At 68.3% G+C, this 16,536-nt stretch carries 16 protein-coding genes; 9 read left to right on the top strand and 7 right to left on the bottom strand.

What is annotated here, in order from left to right; all coding sequences use genetic code 11:
* Nucleotide 1 precedes the first annotated feature (1 nt).
* From P0Y60_02395 to P0Y60_02410, 4 genes are read left to right on the top strand one after another with little or no spacing between them, the layout of a single operon-like run.
* Nucleotides 2–958 (top strand): ROK family protein, encoded by a 957-nt coding sequence (locus P0Y60_02395; protein WEK61633.1) that lies wholly within the window; start codon nt 2–4, stop codon nt 956–958.
* Entirely contained in the window at nt 955–1,887 is a 933-nt protein-coding gene (locus P0Y60_02400) for a 1-phosphofructokinase family hexose kinase (protein WEK61634.1), read from the top strand. Before P0Y60_02395 ends, P0Y60_02400 begins: the two co-directional genes overlap by 4 nt.
* A complete protein-coding gene (locus P0Y60_02405; GenBank protein WEK61635.1) occupies nt 1,884–2,741 on the top strand; it encodes a class II fructose-bisphosphate aldolase in 858 nt (285 codons plus the stop codon). Before P0Y60_02400 ends, P0Y60_02405 begins: the two co-directional genes overlap by 4 nt.
* 37 nt (nt 2,742–2,778) lie before the next feature.
* A complete protein-coding gene (locus P0Y60_02410; GenBank protein ID WEK61636.1) occupies nt 2,779–3,552 on the top strand; it encodes a DeoR/GlpR family DNA-binding transcription regulator in 774 nt (257 codons plus the stop codon).
* A gap of 162 nt (nt 3,553–3,714) precedes the next feature.
* Here P0Y60_02410 and P0Y60_02415 read toward each other — a convergent pair whose 3' ends face one another.
* Nucleotides 3,715–4,260: a GNAT family N-acetyltransferase gene (locus tag P0Y60_02415; GenBank protein ID WEK61637.1), complete on the bottom strand. Its 546-nt coding sequence runs from the start codon at nt 4,258–4,260 to the stop codon at nt 3,715–3,717.
* 32 nt (nt 4,261–4,292) lie between these two features.
* On the opposite strand from P0Y60_02415, the gene P0Y60_02420 reads away from it, so the two are divergent.
* Nucleotides 4,293–4,631 (top strand): hypothetical protein, encoded by a 339-nt coding sequence (locus P0Y60_02420; GenBank protein ID WEK61638.1) that lies wholly within the window; start codon nt 4,293–4,295, stop codon nt 4,629–4,631.
* 68 nt (nt 4,632–4,699) lie between these two features.
* Here the strand turns inward: P0Y60_02420 and P0Y60_02425 are convergent, their stop codons facing one another.
* Entirely contained in the window at nt 4,700–5,257 is a 558-nt protein-coding gene (locus P0Y60_02425) for a TetR/AcrR family transcriptional regulator (GenBank protein WEK61639.1), read from the bottom strand.
* Nucleotides 5,258–5,352: 95 nt separating this feature from the next.
* On the opposite strand from P0Y60_02425, the gene P0Y60_02430 reads away from it, so the two are divergent.
* Entirely contained in the window at nt 5,353–5,796 is a 444-nt protein-coding gene (locus P0Y60_02430; protein ID WEK61640.1) for a hypothetical protein, read from the top strand.
* Between the two features lie 245 nt (nt 5,797–6,041).
* Here the strand turns inward: P0Y60_02430 and P0Y60_02435 are convergent, their stop codons facing one another.
* From P0Y60_02435 to P0Y60_02450, 4 genes are all read right to left on the bottom strand, one after another.
* On the bottom strand, nt 6,042–8,465 hold the full coding sequence (locus tag P0Y60_02435; protein ID WEK61641.1) for a CHAT domain-containing protein: 2,424 nt from the start codon (nt 8,463–8,465) through the stop codon (nt 6,042–6,044).
* Nucleotides 8,466–8,527: 62 nt separating this feature from the next.
* The gene (locus tag P0Y60_02440) at nt 8,528–10,090 is read right to left on the bottom strand and encodes a S8/S53 family peptidase (protein ID WEK61642.1); all 1,563 of its coding nucleotides are present in this window, start codon (nt 10,088–10,090) and stop codon (nt 8,528–8,530) included.
* 49 nt (nt 10,091–10,139) lie between these two features.
* Nucleotides 10,140–10,598 (bottom strand): hypothetical protein, encoded by a 459-nt coding sequence (locus tag P0Y60_02445; protein ID WEK61643.1) that lies wholly within the window; start codon nt 10,596–10,598, stop codon nt 10,140–10,142.
* Entirely contained in the window at nt 10,595–11,224 is a 630-nt protein-coding gene (locus tag P0Y60_02450) for a sigma-70 family RNA polymerase sigma factor (GenBank protein ID WEK61644.1), read from the bottom strand. The genes P0Y60_02445 and P0Y60_02450 overlap by 4 nt, the downstream gene beginning before the upstream one ends.
* Nucleotides 11,225–11,704: 480 nt before the next feature.
* Here P0Y60_02450 and P0Y60_02455 point away from each other — a divergent pair, with 480 nt between their 5' ends.
* Genes P0Y60_02455 through P0Y60_02465 form a run of 3 tightly spaced genes read left to right on the top strand, consistent with a single transcriptional unit; the run spans nt 11,705 to nt 16,061 of the window.
* Nucleotides 11,705–14,248: an ATP-binding cassette domain-containing protein gene (locus P0Y60_02455; GenBank protein WEK62844.1), complete on the top strand. Its 2,544-nt coding sequence runs from the start codon at nt 11,705–11,707 to the stop codon at nt 14,246–14,248.
* 29 nt (nt 14,249–14,277) lie between these two features.
* Nucleotides 14,278–15,783, top strand: coding sequence for an ABC transporter ATP-binding protein (locus tag P0Y60_02460; GenBank protein ID WEK61645.1), 1,506 nt, complete (start codon nt 14,278–14,280; stop codon nt 15,781–15,783).
* A gap of 59 nt (nt 15,784–15,842) precedes the next feature.
* Nucleotides 15,843–16,061, top strand: coding sequence for a hypothetical protein (locus P0Y60_02465; protein WEK61646.1), 219 nt, complete (start codon nt 15,843–15,845; stop codon nt 16,059–16,061).
* 15 nt (nt 16,062–16,076) lie between these two features.
* Here P0Y60_02465 and P0Y60_02470 read toward each other — a convergent pair whose 3' ends face one another.
* Complete coding sequence (locus P0Y60_02470) at nt 16,077–16,532, bottom strand: GyrI-like domain-containing protein (GenBank protein ID WEK61647.1); 456 nt, start codon at nt 16,530–16,532, stop codon at nt 16,077–16,079.
* Nucleotides 16,533–16,536 lie beyond the last annotated feature (4 nt).

A 16,536-nucleotide genomic window follows, 5' to 3' on the forward strand; every position in this document is an offset into this window, starting at 1 on the left:
GATGATGACCAGGTCTGAGCGGGAGGCGCTCGCCGCCGTGCGCACGCTGGGCCCCGGCGCCCCGGTGCTGGCCTTCGACGTGGGCGGCACCGACATCAAATCGGCGCTGTTCGACGCCGACGGCACGACACTCGGCCTGCGGCGCACGCCGACGCCGGTCGTCGACGGCGACCGCACCGCGCCGATCATCGAGCGACTGGGCGTGCTGGCGGCCGAACTGCGTGCGGCGTATCCCGCCGTCGTGCCGCAGGCCGCGGGGCTCGTGGTGCCCGGGATCGTCGATGCGGATGCCGGGATCGGCGTGTTCGCGAGCAACCTGGGGTGGCAGGACTCTCCCCTCCGCGAGCTGGCGAGCCGCGGTCTCGGACTCCCGGTCGCCTTCGATCACGACGTGCGCGCGGCCAGCTGGGCGGAGCATCTGCTCGGCGGTGCCCGCGCCTACGAGAACTCCGTGGTGCTCGTGATCGGCACGGGGATCGCGGGCGCCATCCTGGTCGACGGCGTGCCGTACACCGCCGGGGGATACGCCGGCGAGATCGGGCACTCTCCCGTCGCCGAGGGGCCGATCTGCCCCTGCGGTGCACGCGGATGCCTGGAGGCCGTGGCCTCGGCCGGAGCCATCGCCCGCCGCTATCACGAGGCCACCGGCGTCGCCCCGAACGGTGCGAAGGATGTCATCGCCCGTGCGGCGACCGGTGACCCGGCGGCCAGGGACATCTGGGACTCGGCGCTCGATGCCCTCGCCCTCTCGCTCGCGCAGATCACCGCGGTCATCGCTCCCGAGGCTGTGGTCATCGGCGGCGGGCTCTCGCGGGCGGGCGGGTCGCTGTTCGACGAGCTCCGCACCCGACTCGCGGCCAGGCTGAGCTTCCACCGGCTGCCCGTGCTCGTGCCGGCGGAGCTCTCGGGCAACGCCGGGCTGCTCGGGGCGGCGCTGCGGGCGCGGGAGGTCGCATGATCCTCACCGTCACCCCGAACCCCGCCCTCGATCTCACCTGGCACGTCGAGCGTCTGAGGGTCGGTGAGACGCACCGCGCGGATGCGGGTGCCGTGCGCGCCGGCGGCAAGGGGCTCAATGTGGCGCGGGTCGCGCACGCTCAGGGTGCGTCGGTGCACGCCATCACGACCGTGGGCGGCCGCACCGGTGACGAGTTCGCTGAGGAACTGCGGCGCAGCGGCATCCCTCACTCGCTCATCCCGGTCGCAGCCGACACGCGGCGCAGCATCGCGGTGGTCGATGCCGCACTCGGCGACACGACGGTCATCAATGAGCGCGGCGTCAACCCGAGCGACGAGGAGTGGGGGGCGCTGCTCGCCGCGGTCGTCGACTCCCTCCCGAGCGCACGGGTGCTGGTCGTCTCGGGCAGCCTTCCTCCCGGCGCCCCCGAGAGCCTGCTGCCGCTGCTGATCCGGGTCGGCCGCGACGCCGGCGTACCCGTGATCGTCGACACCTCCGGCCCCGCGCTGCTTCGCGCTGCCGACGCGGGAGCATCCGTCCTCAAGCCCAACCGCGCCGAGCTCGCCGAGGCCACGGGCATCGCCGATCCGGTCGCCGGCGCGCGGTCGCTGATCGAGCGCGGCACCGAGCTCGTGCTGCTCTCGCTCGGTGCCGAGGGGATGCTGGCCGTCACGGCATCCGACCTCGTCCATGCCCGCCTCGATGAACCGCTCGCGGGCAACCCGACCGGCGCCGGCGATGCCGCGGTGGCGGCGTGCACCGTGCTCTACGCGGAGGGAGAGCGCGATGCCGAGCAGATCCTCCGTCGAGCGACGGCCTGGTCGGCTGCTGCCGTGCTGATGCCTCTCGCCGGCGACATCTCCCCCCGCTGGGCCGAGCTCGCCTCACACCTGCGTGTCTCACGCCCCGTCCCGAAGGACTTCTCGTGACCCTCGTCTCCGCCCGCGACCTCGTTTCCACCGCATCCGCCGACGGCCGCGGGATCGGCGCGTTCAACGTGATCCATCTCGAGACCGCCGAGGGGCTGGTGCGCGCGGCCGAGCTCGCGCAGTTGCCGGTGATCCTGCAGATCTCGCAGAACTGCGCCGACTACCACGGGGGACTCGAGCCGATCGCACTCGCGACCCTCGCGATCGCCCGCCGCGCCGTGCTCCCGGTCGCGGTGCACCTCGACCACGCCGAGCGGCCGGAGCTGGTCGACGAGGCGATCGACCTCGGGTTCGGTTCCGTGATGTTCGACGGCGGAGCGCTCCCCTACGACGAGAATGTGGCGGTCACCTCCGAGGTCGTGACGCGCGCGCACGCGGCGGGCGTCTACGTCGAGGGCGAGCTGGGCGAGGTCGGCGGGAAGGACGGTGCGCATGCGCCCGGTGTACGCACCGATCCGGACGAGGCGCGAGCGTTCGTCGCCGCGACCGGGGTCGACGCCCTCGCCGTGGCCGTCGGATCATCGCACGCCATGCTCGACCGCACGGCGGCGCTCGACCTCGATCTGATCCGTCGCCTGCATGCCGCGCTGCCCGTGCCTCTCGTGCTGCACGGATCATCCGGAGTCTCCGACGCCGTGCTCGCCGATGCCGTGCGCGCCGGCATGACGAAGATCAACGTGTCGACACATCTGAACGGGCATTTCACCCGCGCCGTCCGCTCGGTGCTCGCGGCCGACGACCGCCTGGTCGACTCGCGCAAGTACCTGGTGCCGGCGCGCGAAGCGCTGTCGATGGAGGCGGCGCGGCTGCTGCGCCTGTTCGCCCTCGCCGAGGACGATACGGTGGCGGGATGAGACCCCGCGACCTGCCGCCGCTCTTCCGGGGGCGGTCATGAAGCGCGCCGCTCGCCTGAATGCGATCCTCGACCAGCTCGCCGAGGCGGGCGAGGTCACGGTCGATGAGCTGGTGGACCAGTTCGGCGCCTCGGCCGCGACCACCCGTCGCGATCTCGATTCTCTGGCCGAGCAGCGTCTGCTCACCCGAACCCACGGCGGTGCGGTGGCGCAGGCCGTCGCGTACGAGCTGCCCATCCGCTACAAAAGCCACCTGCGCACCCACCAGAAGGCGAGCATCGCCCAGGCCGCGGCCGCCCTCGTCTCACCCGGCATGGTCGTCGGACTGTCGGGCGGCACCACCACGACGGCGATCGCCGCGGCGCTCGCCGCACGCGACGACCTGGCCGCGGGCATCACCGTGGTCACCAACGCGGTCAACATCGCCGCGCAGCTGGCCACGCGCCCCGACATCAAGGTCGTCGTCACGGGCGGCGTCATCCACTCGCGCAGCTACGAACTGGTCGGGCCCTTCGTGGAACAGCTGCTGCGCGGTGTGCGACTCGACATCGCCTTCATCGGCGTGAACGGGATGGATGCCGCATCCGGCGCCACCACGCACGACGAGCGCGAAGCCGCCGTGAACCGCATGATGGCCGAGCGCGCCCGCCGCGCGGTGGTCGTGACGGACGGCAGCAAGCTCGGCGTCGTCGCGTTCGCGGCGGTCGGCGGCGTGGAACTCTTCCCGACCGTGCTCACGGATGCCGGGGCCGATGCCGATGCCGTCGCCGCGCTCCGCGATATCGGTCACGAGGTGCTGCTCGCGGGGTAGGGAGCGCGGACTGCGCTTGATCGGGTCAGGCTTGCATCCTGCGCGTGAGGGACGCGGGCAGGAGAAGTCGGCGATCTCGTCGAGCTGAGCACGGAGCGTGCGTGGCGACAAGGCCTGGTGTGAAGGTCGCGTGACGGCGCGTCGACGGAATCGTCAGTACGCCTAGAGGTCGAGGCGATGCGGGATGGCGCCGTCTCCCTCTCGGTACGGGGCGAAGCCCATGGCTGAGTAGTACGCCAGTGCTGGTGCGCTGTCAGCACCGATCGTCGCGTCGATGTGTCGCAGCCCGGCGGCCCTCGCCGCTGACAGCGAGATGGCGAAGAGCCGGCGCCCGATGCCGCTGCGTCCAGCATCCGGGTGGATGTGGGTGCCGATGATCCCCCACCCCACGGTCACGTCGTACGGGTTGTCCGGCCATGCCCGCTTGAGTGACTGGAAACCGACGACGCGGCCGCCCTGAACAGCGACAGTGCACGCGACGGTGTGCTCGACAGCAAGGTAACGCTCTCTGATCACAGCGACATCGACCGGGCTCGCCCGGAGTCCCGCGCGATAGATTGCGTTCTGCACCTCGGTCATGTCCTCGGCATCGGCAGGGTCGGCTGGCCGGAATTCGATCACGGTCCAGCTTCTCATGCGGTGCGGGTGCGGTCCGCTGTCGGTGTCGCCGGGGCCGATGCCGTCGCCGCGCTCCGCGAGATCGGTCACGAGGTGCTGCTCGCGGGGTAGGGTCTACCGTCATGACGGTGCCCGTGCACAAGAGCCCCACTTCCCGCGCCGTGGCTCTCGGCCTGCTGATCGTGCAGGTGCTGGTCGCGGGAGCAGCAGGCTACTGGGTGCTGATGCAGACGCTCCTCATCGCCGGATGCGGAGATGAGTGTGCGTACGACGCCGTGGCTGGAGCGTGGCGGGCCCAGTTGTGGGTGAGTCTGGGAAGCGTCGTCTTGTCCAGCGTGCTCATCCTGGTCTTCCACGCGCGCGGCAAAGAGACCTGGTGGGTGCCGACAGCGGGGCTTGCCGTCGTGGTGATCACCACGATCGCCACGACCGTCGTGATCAACGGTGCGACGAGTGTCTGAGGCTGGCGATCGCGCGATTGGTCGAGATCTCCTTCATGTCGGGCGCGGGCGGGTGAGGTGCGACGGGGTCAGCTCGCTGAGGCGACGGCGCCGATCAGCTCGTCGGCGACGGCGTCGAATCGCTGGAGTGAGCCCTGCGCTCGGGCGACGATGACCGCCCCTTCGCTCGCGGCGATGAGAAGCGCGGCGAGCGAGGCGGCGCGATCGGCGGACACGCCTCCCGTGCGGAGAAGATCGGCAAGAGTGTCCTGCCAGTCGCGGAAGACGGCCGCCGCGGTCTCGATGAGGGCCCGGTCCTCTGTGGCGACCGTGACAGCGACGACCGCGCATCCTGCCTGGTGGTCGGAGGCGACGAGCACGTCGCGCCACAGCTGCACGAACGCCTGCGCGATCTCTGTGGCGGGTCGGTCGCGATGCTCTTCGAGTGCTGCCAAGGCGCGTGCTTGGGCGAGTGCGAGAGCCTCGGTCACCAACTGGTCCTTCCCCTCGGGGAAGTGGTGATAGATCGACCCGCGCGGTGCACCCGAGGCGGTGAGAACTTCGGAGAAGGATGCTCCCTGGAGGCCCCGCTTCGCCAAGAGGAGGGCAGCGGTGCGCACCATGCGATCGCGTGCGTCGGTGACCATGTCGCCTCCTTCTCTTGACTATGACGATAATCATATTCTATCGTCTATGACGACCGTCATATTCATGATGGGTCCCGACCGCAAGGAGCGTCACCATGCCCATGATCGATATCTACGCCACCGTCGGAACCTTCGCCGATGTGCACGCGCTCGCCGTCGAGGCCGCGGCGACGGTGAAAGACGTCGAGCAGGTGCCCGACATCCCGATGTTCCGCATCAACACCGCCGCATTCGTGCACGAGCTCCCCGAGGGCAGCATCTCCAACGTCGATGGCGCCTCGAACCATGTGCGGGTGCAGGTGCTGACGAACGCGGGAGCCCTCGACCGTGAGAAGCAGATCGCCGTCGTGCGACGACTGACCGATCTCGTCGCGCGCGCAGCGGGAGACGACTCGCTCGCTCAGCGCACCTGGGTCTCACTCATCGAAGCGACCCCCGGTGGATGGGGGCTCTGGGGTCACGCGCACACCAACGATGAGATCGTGGCGGCCGCTCGTGCGGAGATCACGACTCTGCAGGGCGGGGCGGCAGCATCCTGATCGCCGGGGCAGAACGAAGGCCTCGGCGTCCCCAACACGCCGAGGCCTTCGCGAGGGTGCCGCGGCTGCATACCGCGCGTCCCTCTGAGTAGTCGATGTCCGTGTCATCCCGCACTCCCCAGTGCACAGGACTCTCCGTTGTTGCGCCTCCCTTGCGCCCCGTACCTCCGGGGCCCTCCGCATGACACCTTCCGAAGATCAGGAGCGGGCACCCTCCCCGGTGATACACCGAATGGAGAAAAAGTTCAGAATCCGCTGCCGTGGCACTGGAACGGAGCGCGGTGCCCGGTCTCCGCGGAGGCCTGTGCGAGTGCTGTCGCCGCATCCGCTCCGCGCGCGAGCTCGGTGTGCACCGCGCTCAGCAACTCGCTCGCCACGTCGTCGGGCACCACGACCGGCGCCGCGATCACGCATCGGGTGCCGGCGTGCAGCCACACTCTCGTCATGCCCAGAGCCTCTTCGCCCCATCGCACCGACGAGCGTCCGAGCTCGCACGCCGACAGGATGACCGTCGCCGGCGCCGTCGGGATCAGATCGACGTCGTAGCCGAACAGGGTGCCGTCGGCGAGCTCGAAGCCCGAGAACAACGGGTTGTCGACCGCGTGTCGGCCGTGAGCGGCGATGTGCAGCAGATCGGTGGTGCCGGCGAGTGCCGTGACCGCGGTGACGGTCGCCTCCGGTCCGTGCAGTTGCACCGGGGATGCGCCCCACGCCGCGGCGGCCTGCCGGATCTCCTCACCGGCGCGTGGCACGCGCGGACCCGCGGCGAATCCGATACGACTGCTCTCCTCGAGGGGGCGCCGACGATCGGCGCTCCACCGCGACACCGACGTCGCGAGGGTGAACGGGGTGCCGTGCATCCCGGGGAGCATCGCCCACGGCACTCCGGCCAGGATGCCGGGCGAGGTCACGACCAGCCGCCGCGCCGACCCCCGCACGGGGGCCACGAGTTCGGTATCGAGCACGGCCAGGCGTGCGTCGAGCGAGCGGGCGATCACCTCGGCCATCAGCCCGCCGCGGGTGAGCGCGGCCACATCGAGATCGGCGCGCAGTCCATCGAGCGCCGCCCGTACGCGTGACAGCGACAGGTCGACGATGCGCGCGGCGGATGCCGTCACCATGACGCAGTGCAGCGCCGTGCCGGTGAACACGTAGGCGAGCACCGCGGTATCCGCATCGAGCAGCGCCGTGGTCTCGGCGAGGTCGACACGTTCGTTCGTGCCCCCGGAGCGGGTCGAGGACCACTGCCGTTCCCGCACCCGATCGCGCAGCACACGCACGCGGGCATCGGTCGTCCAGTCGTGACCTGCGAGGTCGGCGCGCAGCATCCGCAGCTCCGCGAGATCCGTCGCGAGGGCGTCGTCGTGCGGAGGGCGTAGCGGCGCGACCTGCTGGCTGAGGTGCCGTGCGCGCTCGGACCAGGCGAACAGCGTCTCCGGATCGCGGGTGCGGGCGGCGGCAGTCAGCCCGGCGAAGACGAGCTCGCTCCCCTGCATCGCCACCGAGGCCTGCAGGTCGAGCGCACCGAACGACTGCTGCCATCCTGCGAGCAGGTCGAGGCCGTCGGCCGCGGCGCGCATAGCCTCGGTGTTGCGCCCCCGGCCCACGGCACGGAGCGCGCGTACTTCGTGGGCTCGCAGTTGGAGCGGGGTGGGGTCGTCCTGAGTGATCTTGGGCATTCGCCCGTGGCCGGCGAGACGTGCGACCATGCGCAGTGCCGTCGCCTCGGCGTGAGATCCGTTCCGCACGAGCGCGGCGGTGGCGACCGAGAAATCCGCAGCTGGTGGTGGTGAATCAGGTAGCGCGCGGGTGCGTGCCTCCAGGCGCAGCGCTTCGGATCGTGCGGCCCACCCGTCGCTGCGCAGTGCTGTGAAGCGACGCATTGCGGCGGTCGCGGTGCGCTCGGCGGCGACGAGGTCGTGGCGGAGGAGGGAGCGGGCGAGGTGGTACTCAGCTTCCCCGCGCGCCTGCCGCATGCGCTGGGCGCCGAATCGCTTGACTACCTCGCCGAGCAGGACTTCTGCCTCGGTGGTCAGTCCGGCGTCACGAAGCACCTCAGCGCGATCGAGGTCGCTGATCGCCGTGGCCAGTTCGCTCGTTTCGGCGAACACGGGGCGAGATTCGGACATCAGTTGGAGGGCGGCGACGAGGTCGCCGCGGAGGAGCGCGGTGTAGCCGAGGTTGTGGCGGGCTCTCGCGAGGGATTCCATGGCGTTCGTGGCTTCGAAGACCTCGATTGCATCGAGGAGGTCCGCGGCGCACCGGTCGAGATGATGCTGTTGCATCAAGACCATGGATCGGCTCATCAGGAGGTTCGCGAACTCGATCGTCCCACGAGGGATGGTGTCGATCGCGCGCGTGAGCAGCTTGTCGGCGCTGTCGAGATTCCCGGCGTGCATGAGGAGGATTCCGAGCTGGCCACTCAAGAGCGCGATCGTGTTCGCACTCAGTCCCTCGCGTCGGAGCAGCTCGCGCGACAGCGCTTCCGCGGAGGAGTGCTCACCGGTCTGGTCGAGGACGTACGCGATCGTTCCATCGATGCGGGCACGGAGGTCAGGGTCCTCGGTACGCGCAGCGGCCAGATCCAGCGCGCGTCGAGCGCGATCGAACCGACGTGCGTTCGCTGCCTCGACCCCGCGACGGTGGAGTTCCTCAGAGGACAGAATCATCTGATCAGCATGCCCGGTGTGCGCTCGCCGCGGAAGCACCCATCACCTCTGAGGGCTGCGGCTCAGGCGCCTCCCTTCGAGAGGGGAAGGTCCGCGAGCACATCGATGACCGCTGCGGATGCTACCTCCGACCCGACACCTCTCAGCGGCACAGTGCCGAGGCGAGCGGCAATCCGTCCCGCGACGAAGGGAGCAGCGAAGGAAGTCCCGCTCCATACCGCGAACCCGCCGCGATAGTCGTCGGGATCGATCGTCTCGCGGTGCAGCGCATCGAAGTCGGCTCGCGTCGAAGCCTGTTCACCGCCGACGAACGTCGGAGAGGTGCTCACCACGGCTGCTCCGGGCGCATAAGCATGGACCCAGGGGCCGACGTTCGAGAAGAGCGCGACCGTCCGAGACGACGGATTCAGTGCGCCGATGGCGAGAAGCGGAGCGTTCGTGTCATGCCCGATCCCGTTGTCGGCGCCCGGCCAATCCCACAGCGACGCGGGGAACGAGGGTCGGTCGATCGTGTCGTTGCCAGCCGAACAGACGACCACGCATCCGAGTTCCCGTGCCGTGGACAGGAGGGCATTCAGGGTGAGCGTGAAGAGTCCATCGAACGGAGTCTCGTGGTAGTAGCCGAGGGAGAGGCTCAGCACGTCGATGGGATGACCGGTCTTCGGGTCCTCGCGGTGTCTGCGCAGCAGCTCGATGACCTGGGCGAGCGTTGTCAGGAAGGTGCTCTCATCGACGACGCCCAGCCCCCCGGCCATACGGATCGAGAGGATGTCAGCGTCAGGCGCCGTCTGCCGCACGATGCCGGCGATGAACGTGCCGTGGCCGGCGACCGGATCGATGCCGCCATCAAGCGGCCCGTACAGGTCGGGGAAGCGCTCTGGGTCTGCGTCGTCGACCACGCCGACGGGTGCCCCGTCGAGTGTGACGTCACGCGTGACGATGTCATCCGGCAGCCACTCGTGCTCTCCGCACCCGGTGTCGAGCACGGCGACGACTGGTCTGCGTCCTCTGCGAGGTGCGGACTTCCGCTGGGGTGCGGGCCCTACCCAGCTCACAGGCTGTCGGCCCCCGCGACCGGAGGCGAGGTAGTCCTCGCTACCACCCCCACCCCTTTCTCCTCCCGCAGGGTTCGTGTGGCTGAACGGGTTCGTGTGGCTGAACGGGTTCGTATGACTGAAGGGATTGAGCCCGACGGGGTCGATCGAGAGCACGTGCTCAAGGCTTGTGCGCGGCATCGTCGATCTCGACATGCGGCGTGCCCGCTGCAGAACCCTCCACGCATCCGGTGCGACCGGAGACTCCCCGCGGCTCGGTTGGTCCGGCGTGGTCAGGCGCGCGCGCAGGAAACCCGGCACCCCGGGGACGAGCTCGCGCAAGGTGCCGTCGCCCTGCTCGATCTCGAGTAGCCAGCCGAAGCTGTCCGCAGAATCGCGGAGCGTGCGGATCTCACGATCGAAGGCCTCGTTGTCGTCGAGGTCCTGCGTGATCAACAGTCGTTCCGGAAGGTACGCGGTCGGAAAAGCTCGGATGCCGCCAACAGGCTCGAGGCTCGGATCGAGCGCGGCCCCTCGCTGCATCGAGCCTTCCGCGCGGTCTCTCCACGTCCACCCCTTGGGCTGCTCCATCGGTCATCCTCTCCGTGCGGGTGGCCCCGCCCCTATGCCCGAAGGCGGTCTACATCTCGAACTGCGGCGTCGACAGCGTGCGGGGTCCCCCATCTACGCCGGTCGTCGTCAGATGCACCCGTGTGAGTCCGGGTGGTACGTCGTCGAAGGAGAAGCGTCCGGTTTCGGCGGGCTCCGTCGCGCGAGACCTCTCGCCCTGGACGAGCGCGATCTCGGCGGCCGCGGTGTCGACCCACCCGTCGACGCGTCGGCGTCCGGATGCCGAGGTCGTCACATGCAGCAGGATGCTGGTGACGCCGTCGCTGAACTGCAGGGTCAGCGCATCGGCATCTCCCCTCACCGGACCCAGTTCACTCTCGACCAGGGTCAGCAGCGCGTACTCGTGGATCAACCCGTCTGCCGCGACCGCGGCGACCATCCGATCGATCAGGGTCGCGGGCACCGGGTCGACATCTGCCCAGAGTGCGCGCAACTGGGCGAAGATCTCGGCATCCTCATGTTCGCTCATGCGACACCTCTCGATGGCGTCGGGGCCGTCGGGGCTTCGAGCAGGTCGCGGAGCTTCGCGAGGCAGCGCTGCCGCGTCGGACCGATGCTTCCCACCGGCATCGCGAGCTCCTCGGCGAGGCGCGCATAATCCGGGCGATCCTCGAAGGCGATGACGCGCAGCAGACGCTGGCAGCGTTCGGCCAGGCGTCGCACGGCCATCCAGAGGCGCCGTCTCTCATCGCCGATCGCGGCGTGCTCTTCGGCGGACGCCTGCTCCGGAAGGAGCACGTCGAGGTCGTCGGAGTCGGCGGTGTCGATCCGGCCGTGTGCCTTGCCGACCTTCCAGGCCTCGCGGCGGGCGGTCGTCGTGAGCCAGGCGGACACGGCCTTCGAGTCGGCGATCGATCCGTGACCCCGTACGAGCTGCAGCCAGGTGGTCTGCACGACGTCTTCGGCGAGTGTGCGTTCGAGTCCGTAGGCGCGCACGACGTGCCACAGCACGGGCGTCATGAGACGCACGAGCTCGTCCATTGCGTGACCGTCGCCCTCATGCCATGCATCGAACAGGGCCGAGGCCCGTTGCCAGCGAGCGGTGCCGTCGTCCGATGCAGGATCGAGAGCGGCGCCGGGTGCACCGTCGATCATGAAGCCCATTGTGATCACACCTACCAGGAGCACGGCAAGGGTTTGGTGATACATCCGGCGTCAACAGGTCTCTCCTCGGGCGGCAATCATGCGACCACGTCATCTGAATGATCCGATGCCATCGTCAGACGGCACTATGTCGTCACACGGCATCGGATGCCTCAAAAGGGTTGGCAACACCGGGGGATTGCGGTATTCAGTTGACAGGGAGGCATGGTCTGTGACGCCCAGAGCCGAGGCGAAGACCAAGGCTGGGCTCGAGGGGCGACTGGCTTTCGACTACCATCGCGCGCCTTGGTGCGCGATCCGTGAAACAGGTGAAAGGGGGTGTGCAATGCAGGCAAAGACCGATGTGAAGGCTGGGCCCTTCTCGAGGACCAACTGACGTTCACTACTGAAGCTTTAGCCCCTGCGCATCCGTCGTGGGGGAGCCGGGTGGTCGAGCCGCTTCGCGCGCGGGCCACCCGGTCTCATTTTCTGATGGAGGCAAGAGTGGCACGGTATCGGAGAAACCCGCCGGAGGTCGTTCAGACATCGTGGCTGGATTGTGGTCCAGCGGCCCTCACCTCATTGCTGCGGGGATTCTCGGCTCCGGCGCCGTACGAGCGTCTCCGCGCGATGTGCAACACCGGAATCGACGGAACCTCCATCGACAGTATCGAGGCGGTGGCGGTGGCGGCCGGACTCGACGCGGTTCAGATGGTCGTACCGGCCGAGCAGATACTCGCCGTGCCGGAAGAGTATTTTCCGGGGATCGTCGTGACGGTGCTCCCTGATGGCTTCGCTCACTTCGTGGTGGCCTGGCGGCGCGGACGGCGACGTGTCGCCCTGATGGACCCGGCGTCGGGTCGAAGAAGTCTTCCACCCAGACAGTTCGCGACTGAGTTGTATAGACACGACCTCGAAGTGCCGACGGAGATGTGGCGCGCGTGGGCGAGCGGGCCCGAGTTTCGAGAGGGCCTTCTCAGGCGCGCGATTGCCGTCGGAGTGGCTCGCGACTCTGCGGCGGATCTGGTCGCGCTCGCGCTGCAAGATGAGGGGCCGCACGGCCTCGCGGCCCTTGACGCCGCGTTGCGGTCGGAGGAGCGTGGCAGTGCTCGCTTCACGCGCAGCGCGGTGCTGCATGCGCGTCTGCGGGAGCACGTCGTATCCCGGGGCACGAGCCTGGAGCGTTCTTCGTGGTCGTGTGTCATCCCGGACGACGTCTCTAGCGGGCAGGTCACTCTTCGCGGAGCCGTTCTACTGAGGGCCAAGTCGTGGAACGCCGACGCGGCGGAACCGCAGACGCGTGCTGAGTTGGCCATACCGGAGCCGAATCCGTATCGGACTGTGATTGAGGCGGTGAAACGGGTCAGCTGGTTGCCGGTCGCGCTTATCCTCATCGCGTTCGCAACCGCCGTCGCGAACGCACTTCAACTCCTCGGGTTCCGGTCGATGCTCGGTCCCGACGGCCTGCATTTCGGTCTGATGATCGCGATAATCCTGGGGCTGACCGTATTGCGGGGAGTCGCCACCGTGGGCTCGCTTGCGCTCGGGCGACAGTTGGATGTGCACGTGCGTGGAGCATGGATGCGGGCGCCGAGCAAGCTCCCCGCGTCGTTCATCCGGTCTCGGCCGGTGTCTGACATCGTGTTCCGAGCTCACAGCACCCATCGCCTTCGAGAGTTCCCGAGCCGCGCCATGCAGATCCTGACTGCTGCTTTCATCGCCACGATCGCGATGGCTGTAGTGATGCTCGCCGCCCCCCAAGCCATGCTTGCGGTCAGCATGCTGTTCCTCGCCGCCGTTTCGATCCCCTGGCTCTTCTCGCGCGCTCTTGCGCAGGCGGACCTTCGGGCGCAGACCCTCAGCGGGTGTCTCGCCCGCCCAGTGTCGGATGCCCTGCTCGGAGCCCAAGCGCTCCATCAGAAGGGCGTCGCGTCCGCGCTTCTCGCTGAGCATGATGTGCTCGCCGCGGGGTGGCAGAGCGCACTGCAGCGACTGAACTTCCTGACCGGACTCTCCCGAGCGATCGCGGGCTCTGTGGCCGTCCTCGCCCTCGCCTGGTGCCTGCACGATGTCGCCGGCGAGAGCGCAGGGCTCACTCTTCTGGTGATGGTGCTGGGGATTCTGATCATCGATGCGGGCTCGACATGCGCACAGGTCTTGCAAACGTTCCCTTCTGTGCGCTCAACTCTGCTGCGGCAAAGCGGCCCGCTCAATGCGGTACGCATCGGACGGCAGTGCCCCACTGCGAGACTCGACGCGGAGTCGGCGATCGTCCTGGAAGAGGTTCACGTTCAAAACGGATCTGTCGATGTCCTGCGCGACGTCAGCCTGAAGATTCCTCACGGTGCTCATGTGGCGGTGGTGGGCGCGACTGGATCTGGGAAGTCGACGCTCTTGTCCGTCGTGTTGGGAACGACGGAGACCAGTGCGGGAACGGTCAGTCGCGCTGACCGGCGAGACACCGCCGGATCAAGTTGGGCGGCACCGACCGCGTGGCTGTGGGGAGCGACGGTGCGGAGCAACGTCGCGTTTGCAGGGTCGAGGCTCTCCTCGTCTGTGGAATCACGGTTGTCTCTGGTTGGTGTGGACGATCCCGAGGCCTTTGCGCGTCGGGAGGTGGGCGAAGGAGGAGCGCTTCTCTCGGACGGTGAAGCACAGCGAGTGCGACTGGCTCGAGCGCTTGGACGACCGGATGCGTCGGTGGTCGTGCTGGATGAGGCCCTGCGGGGGTTGCCGCGAAAGCAACGTACCGCCACGCTCGGCGCCATACGAGAAGTCTGGTCAGAATCAGTGGTGCTCTGCGCATTGCACGAGATGTCCGATGCTGCCACGTTCGATCTCGTCGTAGTGATGGAGGGTGGACGAGTGGTGGAGTTCGATGATCCTCGCAAACTGCTTGCCGATGAGACCAGCCGTTTCCGCAGACTTGCGCGCTCTTCCGAGCGACGGCCTCACGGATGGAAGCGCGTCGACCTCGCATCTCTTTCATCGGTGAGCGCGCGACACGGCGCCCCTGACAGCTCCGTTGACTCATGAGTGGAGTCGTGCGCCGTGGGTCTGTCAACGTGTCATGGCTCGTCGTCTCCATCGTGCTGGAGATGTGCGCAATCGCGGTCCTGGCTGTCACCGTCGGATGGGTTGGATCGAACCTCTACGACGGCAAGGCGGTGGACTGGAGGATTTTCGCCTTACTGATGGCCGCCTTCGTCCTGTTGCGAGCGTCGTCCGGCACCGCTGCCGGTACCTTTGGGGCCCGGGTAGGAACGCTGTACCGACGGCGGGCGCTCGTCTCCTCAGTAACGGCGTCCCCGGATCGGGTGAAGTCGATCGGGCCTGGATCGGCCCTGTCCAAAGCGCTCGACGTAGAGGTCGTGGGTGACTTCCTCGCTCGCGCAAGCGTCGGCTGGATCTTGGGGAGCCTCGAGGTCGGGGCGGCCGGTGTCCTCATCCTCGTCTCGGGACTCCCCGTTCTCATGGTGGGGACGGTGGGCGTCGCCGTCGCATTGTTGATGGTCCTCGGTGCAGCGCTGGTCCGGGCCAGGCGTGACTGGCGTTCGTCGCGCCTGTCTATTACAGCGCAGTCCATGGAGGGACTGCTCGGGCTCGAGACCACCCAGATCCTCGACCGGAGCTATGCGAGTGCAACGCAGATCGATGCTGAGCTGAAGGAGTACCGCCGGCTCGCCGGCCGAGTGGATGCGGTCGCCGTCATTGCGTCGGTGCTGCCAACCGCGGCGCTCGTCGCGGTTGTCCTCATCCTCTTCCTGGGGGGATCCGATCCGGGGGCGCCGGGGACCATCGCGGCCGGGATTGGGATAGCGCTCCTGGCCACCTCCGGCATCGAGAGGCTCGCTGCCGTGATCGTGGACACAGCAGCGACCATGGACGCAGCGCACGGCCTCCGCGAGTTGGAGAGCTTCACGGTGACGTCGTCCGAGGTCTCCCAAATTGCCGCCCTGGCTGGCGCTGTTCATCAGCACTCCTGGGACGAAGATACGCTGCTCGAGGCGTGTCACGTGACAGCGACGTTCGCACTGGGCCAAGGGCTCACGCGCCCGGTGGACATCGTCATCCGTGACGGTGACCGACTGCTCATCAGCGCCCCTTCGGGGTTTGGAAAGACGACGCTCGGCGAGGTCCTCTCCGGAGAGCGGGAGCCGACCGGAGGAGTTGTCAGACGTCGCGATGGTGTCGTCATCACGCGCGTTCTACAGGCAGACGACGACCACATGTTTGGAAATAGCCTGCTGTTCAATGTCGCGAGCGGGGTCGAATGGCCGCCCAGCGACTCGCTGCAAACCCGTGCTCGCGCGCTGATGATCGAGCTCGGGCTCGGCAGCCTGTTGGACACCATGCCCGCGGGGTTTGCGCAGCCCGTGGGGGAAGGGGGATGGAGGCTATCGACGGGGGAACGAACACGGGTGTCTATCGCGGCAGCGCTGCTCCGCGAACCTGACGTGCTGATCCTCGATGAATCGATCGCTACTCTCGACGGTGAGACAAGGGAGAAGATCCTCGCGGCCTGCGTGCGTCACAGCCGCGCGACGCTGCTTTTTGCCCACTGGGACTGACTCTTGTCGCCGCTGGCAGACTCGCCACGGCACGGACGACGAGCCGATACCGTGGAGGGGTGATCCCTCTCGCCATCGTGCTGTTTCTCAACGCCGCCTTCAACGCCCTCGTCTGGCCGAGGTTCTACAAGCGCGTTGCCAACGACCCGCGTGCGCGCGACGAGAACGGCAAGGCGACGCCGTTCCTCACGGTGCACGTAGTGCTGATCTCGATCGCCCTCGTGCTCGCACTGGTGTCGGTGCTGCTCGGCATCGCGGCTCTCACCGGCGCGCTGTAACGCCCGGCCGGGCGGTCAGCTGACGACGGGCTGCTGCAGCTCGGTGATCCAGTCGAGCTGGTCTTCGGACTCCGCTCGTACGTACACTTCGCGGCATGGTCCCTCGGCGTGGGCTCCGCGTACGGTGATCGCGTCGTACAGTGCCTGCCAGCTCCGATCGATCGTCGCCATCTCGCCGAGGTGGAGGCCGGTGACGGCGCTCGCGGCGGCGGGCAACTCCACGATGTCGATGCCGTCGAGCGCCGGACCGTCGTACACGAAGCCGGCCGTGATGCGCACGCCGTTCTCGTCCATGTCGTACTCGGCGATCGGTGTCGCCAACGAGGCTCCCGCCGGAGCCAGCGCGTCGGCGACGCGGTCGAACAGCGGGCCCACGACCCCGGCGACTTCGGGCTGCGTCGCCACCGTCTCGGTGAGGGCCGCCAGCCGCACGGCGGGAAGGGGCTTCTCGGTGATCTCGATCTCGGACATCGGT

Origin of the sequence: Candidatus Microbacterium colombiense (assembly GCA_029203165.1) — a bacterium.
Taxonomy (GTDB): domain Bacteria; phylum Actinomycetota; class Actinomycetes; order Actinomycetales; family Microbacteriaceae; genus Microbacterium; species Microbacterium colombiense.

Bases quoted from the DNA above. Each gene is read 5' to 3' on its own strand.
- P0Y60_02435 (WEK61641.1), bottom strand. From the start codon at position 8,465: ATGATTCTGTCCTCTGAGGAACTCCACCGTCGCGGGGTCGAGGCAGCG.
- P0Y60_02450 (WEK61644.1), bottom strand. From the start codon at position 11,224: ATGATCGACGGTGCACCCGGCGCCGCTCTCGATCCTGCATCGGACGAC.
- P0Y60_02425 (WEK61639.1), bottom strand. From the start codon at position 5,257: ATGGTCACCGACGCACGCGATCGCATGGTGCGCACCGCTGCCCTCCTC.
- P0Y60_02420 (WEK61638.1), top strand. From the start codon at position 4,293: ATGACGGTGCCCGTGCACAAGAGCCCCACTTCCCGCGCCGTGGCTCTC.
- P0Y60_02410 (WEK61636.1), top strand. From the start codon at position 2,779: ATGAAGCGCGCCGCTCGCCTGAATGCGATCCTCGACCAGCTCGCCGAG.
- P0Y60_02395 (WEK61633.1), top strand. From the start codon at position 2: ATGATGACCAGGTCTGAGCGGGAGGCGCTCGCCGCCGTGCGCACGCTG.
- P0Y60_02455 (WEK62844.1), top strand. From the start codon at position 11,705: ATGGAGGCAAGAGTGGCACGGTATCGGAGAAACCCGCCGGAGGTCGTT.
- P0Y60_02400 (WEK61634.1), top strand. From the start codon at position 955: ATGATCCTCACCGTCACCCCGAACCCCGCCCTCGATCTCACCTGGCAC.
- P0Y60_02470 (WEK61647.1), bottom strand. From the start codon at position 16,532: ATGTCCGAGATCGAGATCACCGAGAAGCCCCTTCCCGCCGTGCGGCTG.
- P0Y60_02440 (WEK61642.1), bottom strand. From the start codon at position 10,090: ATGGAGCAGCCCAAGGGGTGGACGTGGAGAGACCGCGCGGAAGGCTCG.
- P0Y60_02430 (WEK61640.1), top strand. From the start codon at position 5,353: ATGCCCATGATCGATATCTACGCCACCGTCGGAACCTTCGCCGATGTG.
- P0Y60_02445 (WEK61643.1), bottom strand. From the start codon at position 10,598: ATGAGCGAACATGAGGATGCCGAGATCTTCGCCCAGTTGCGCGCACTC.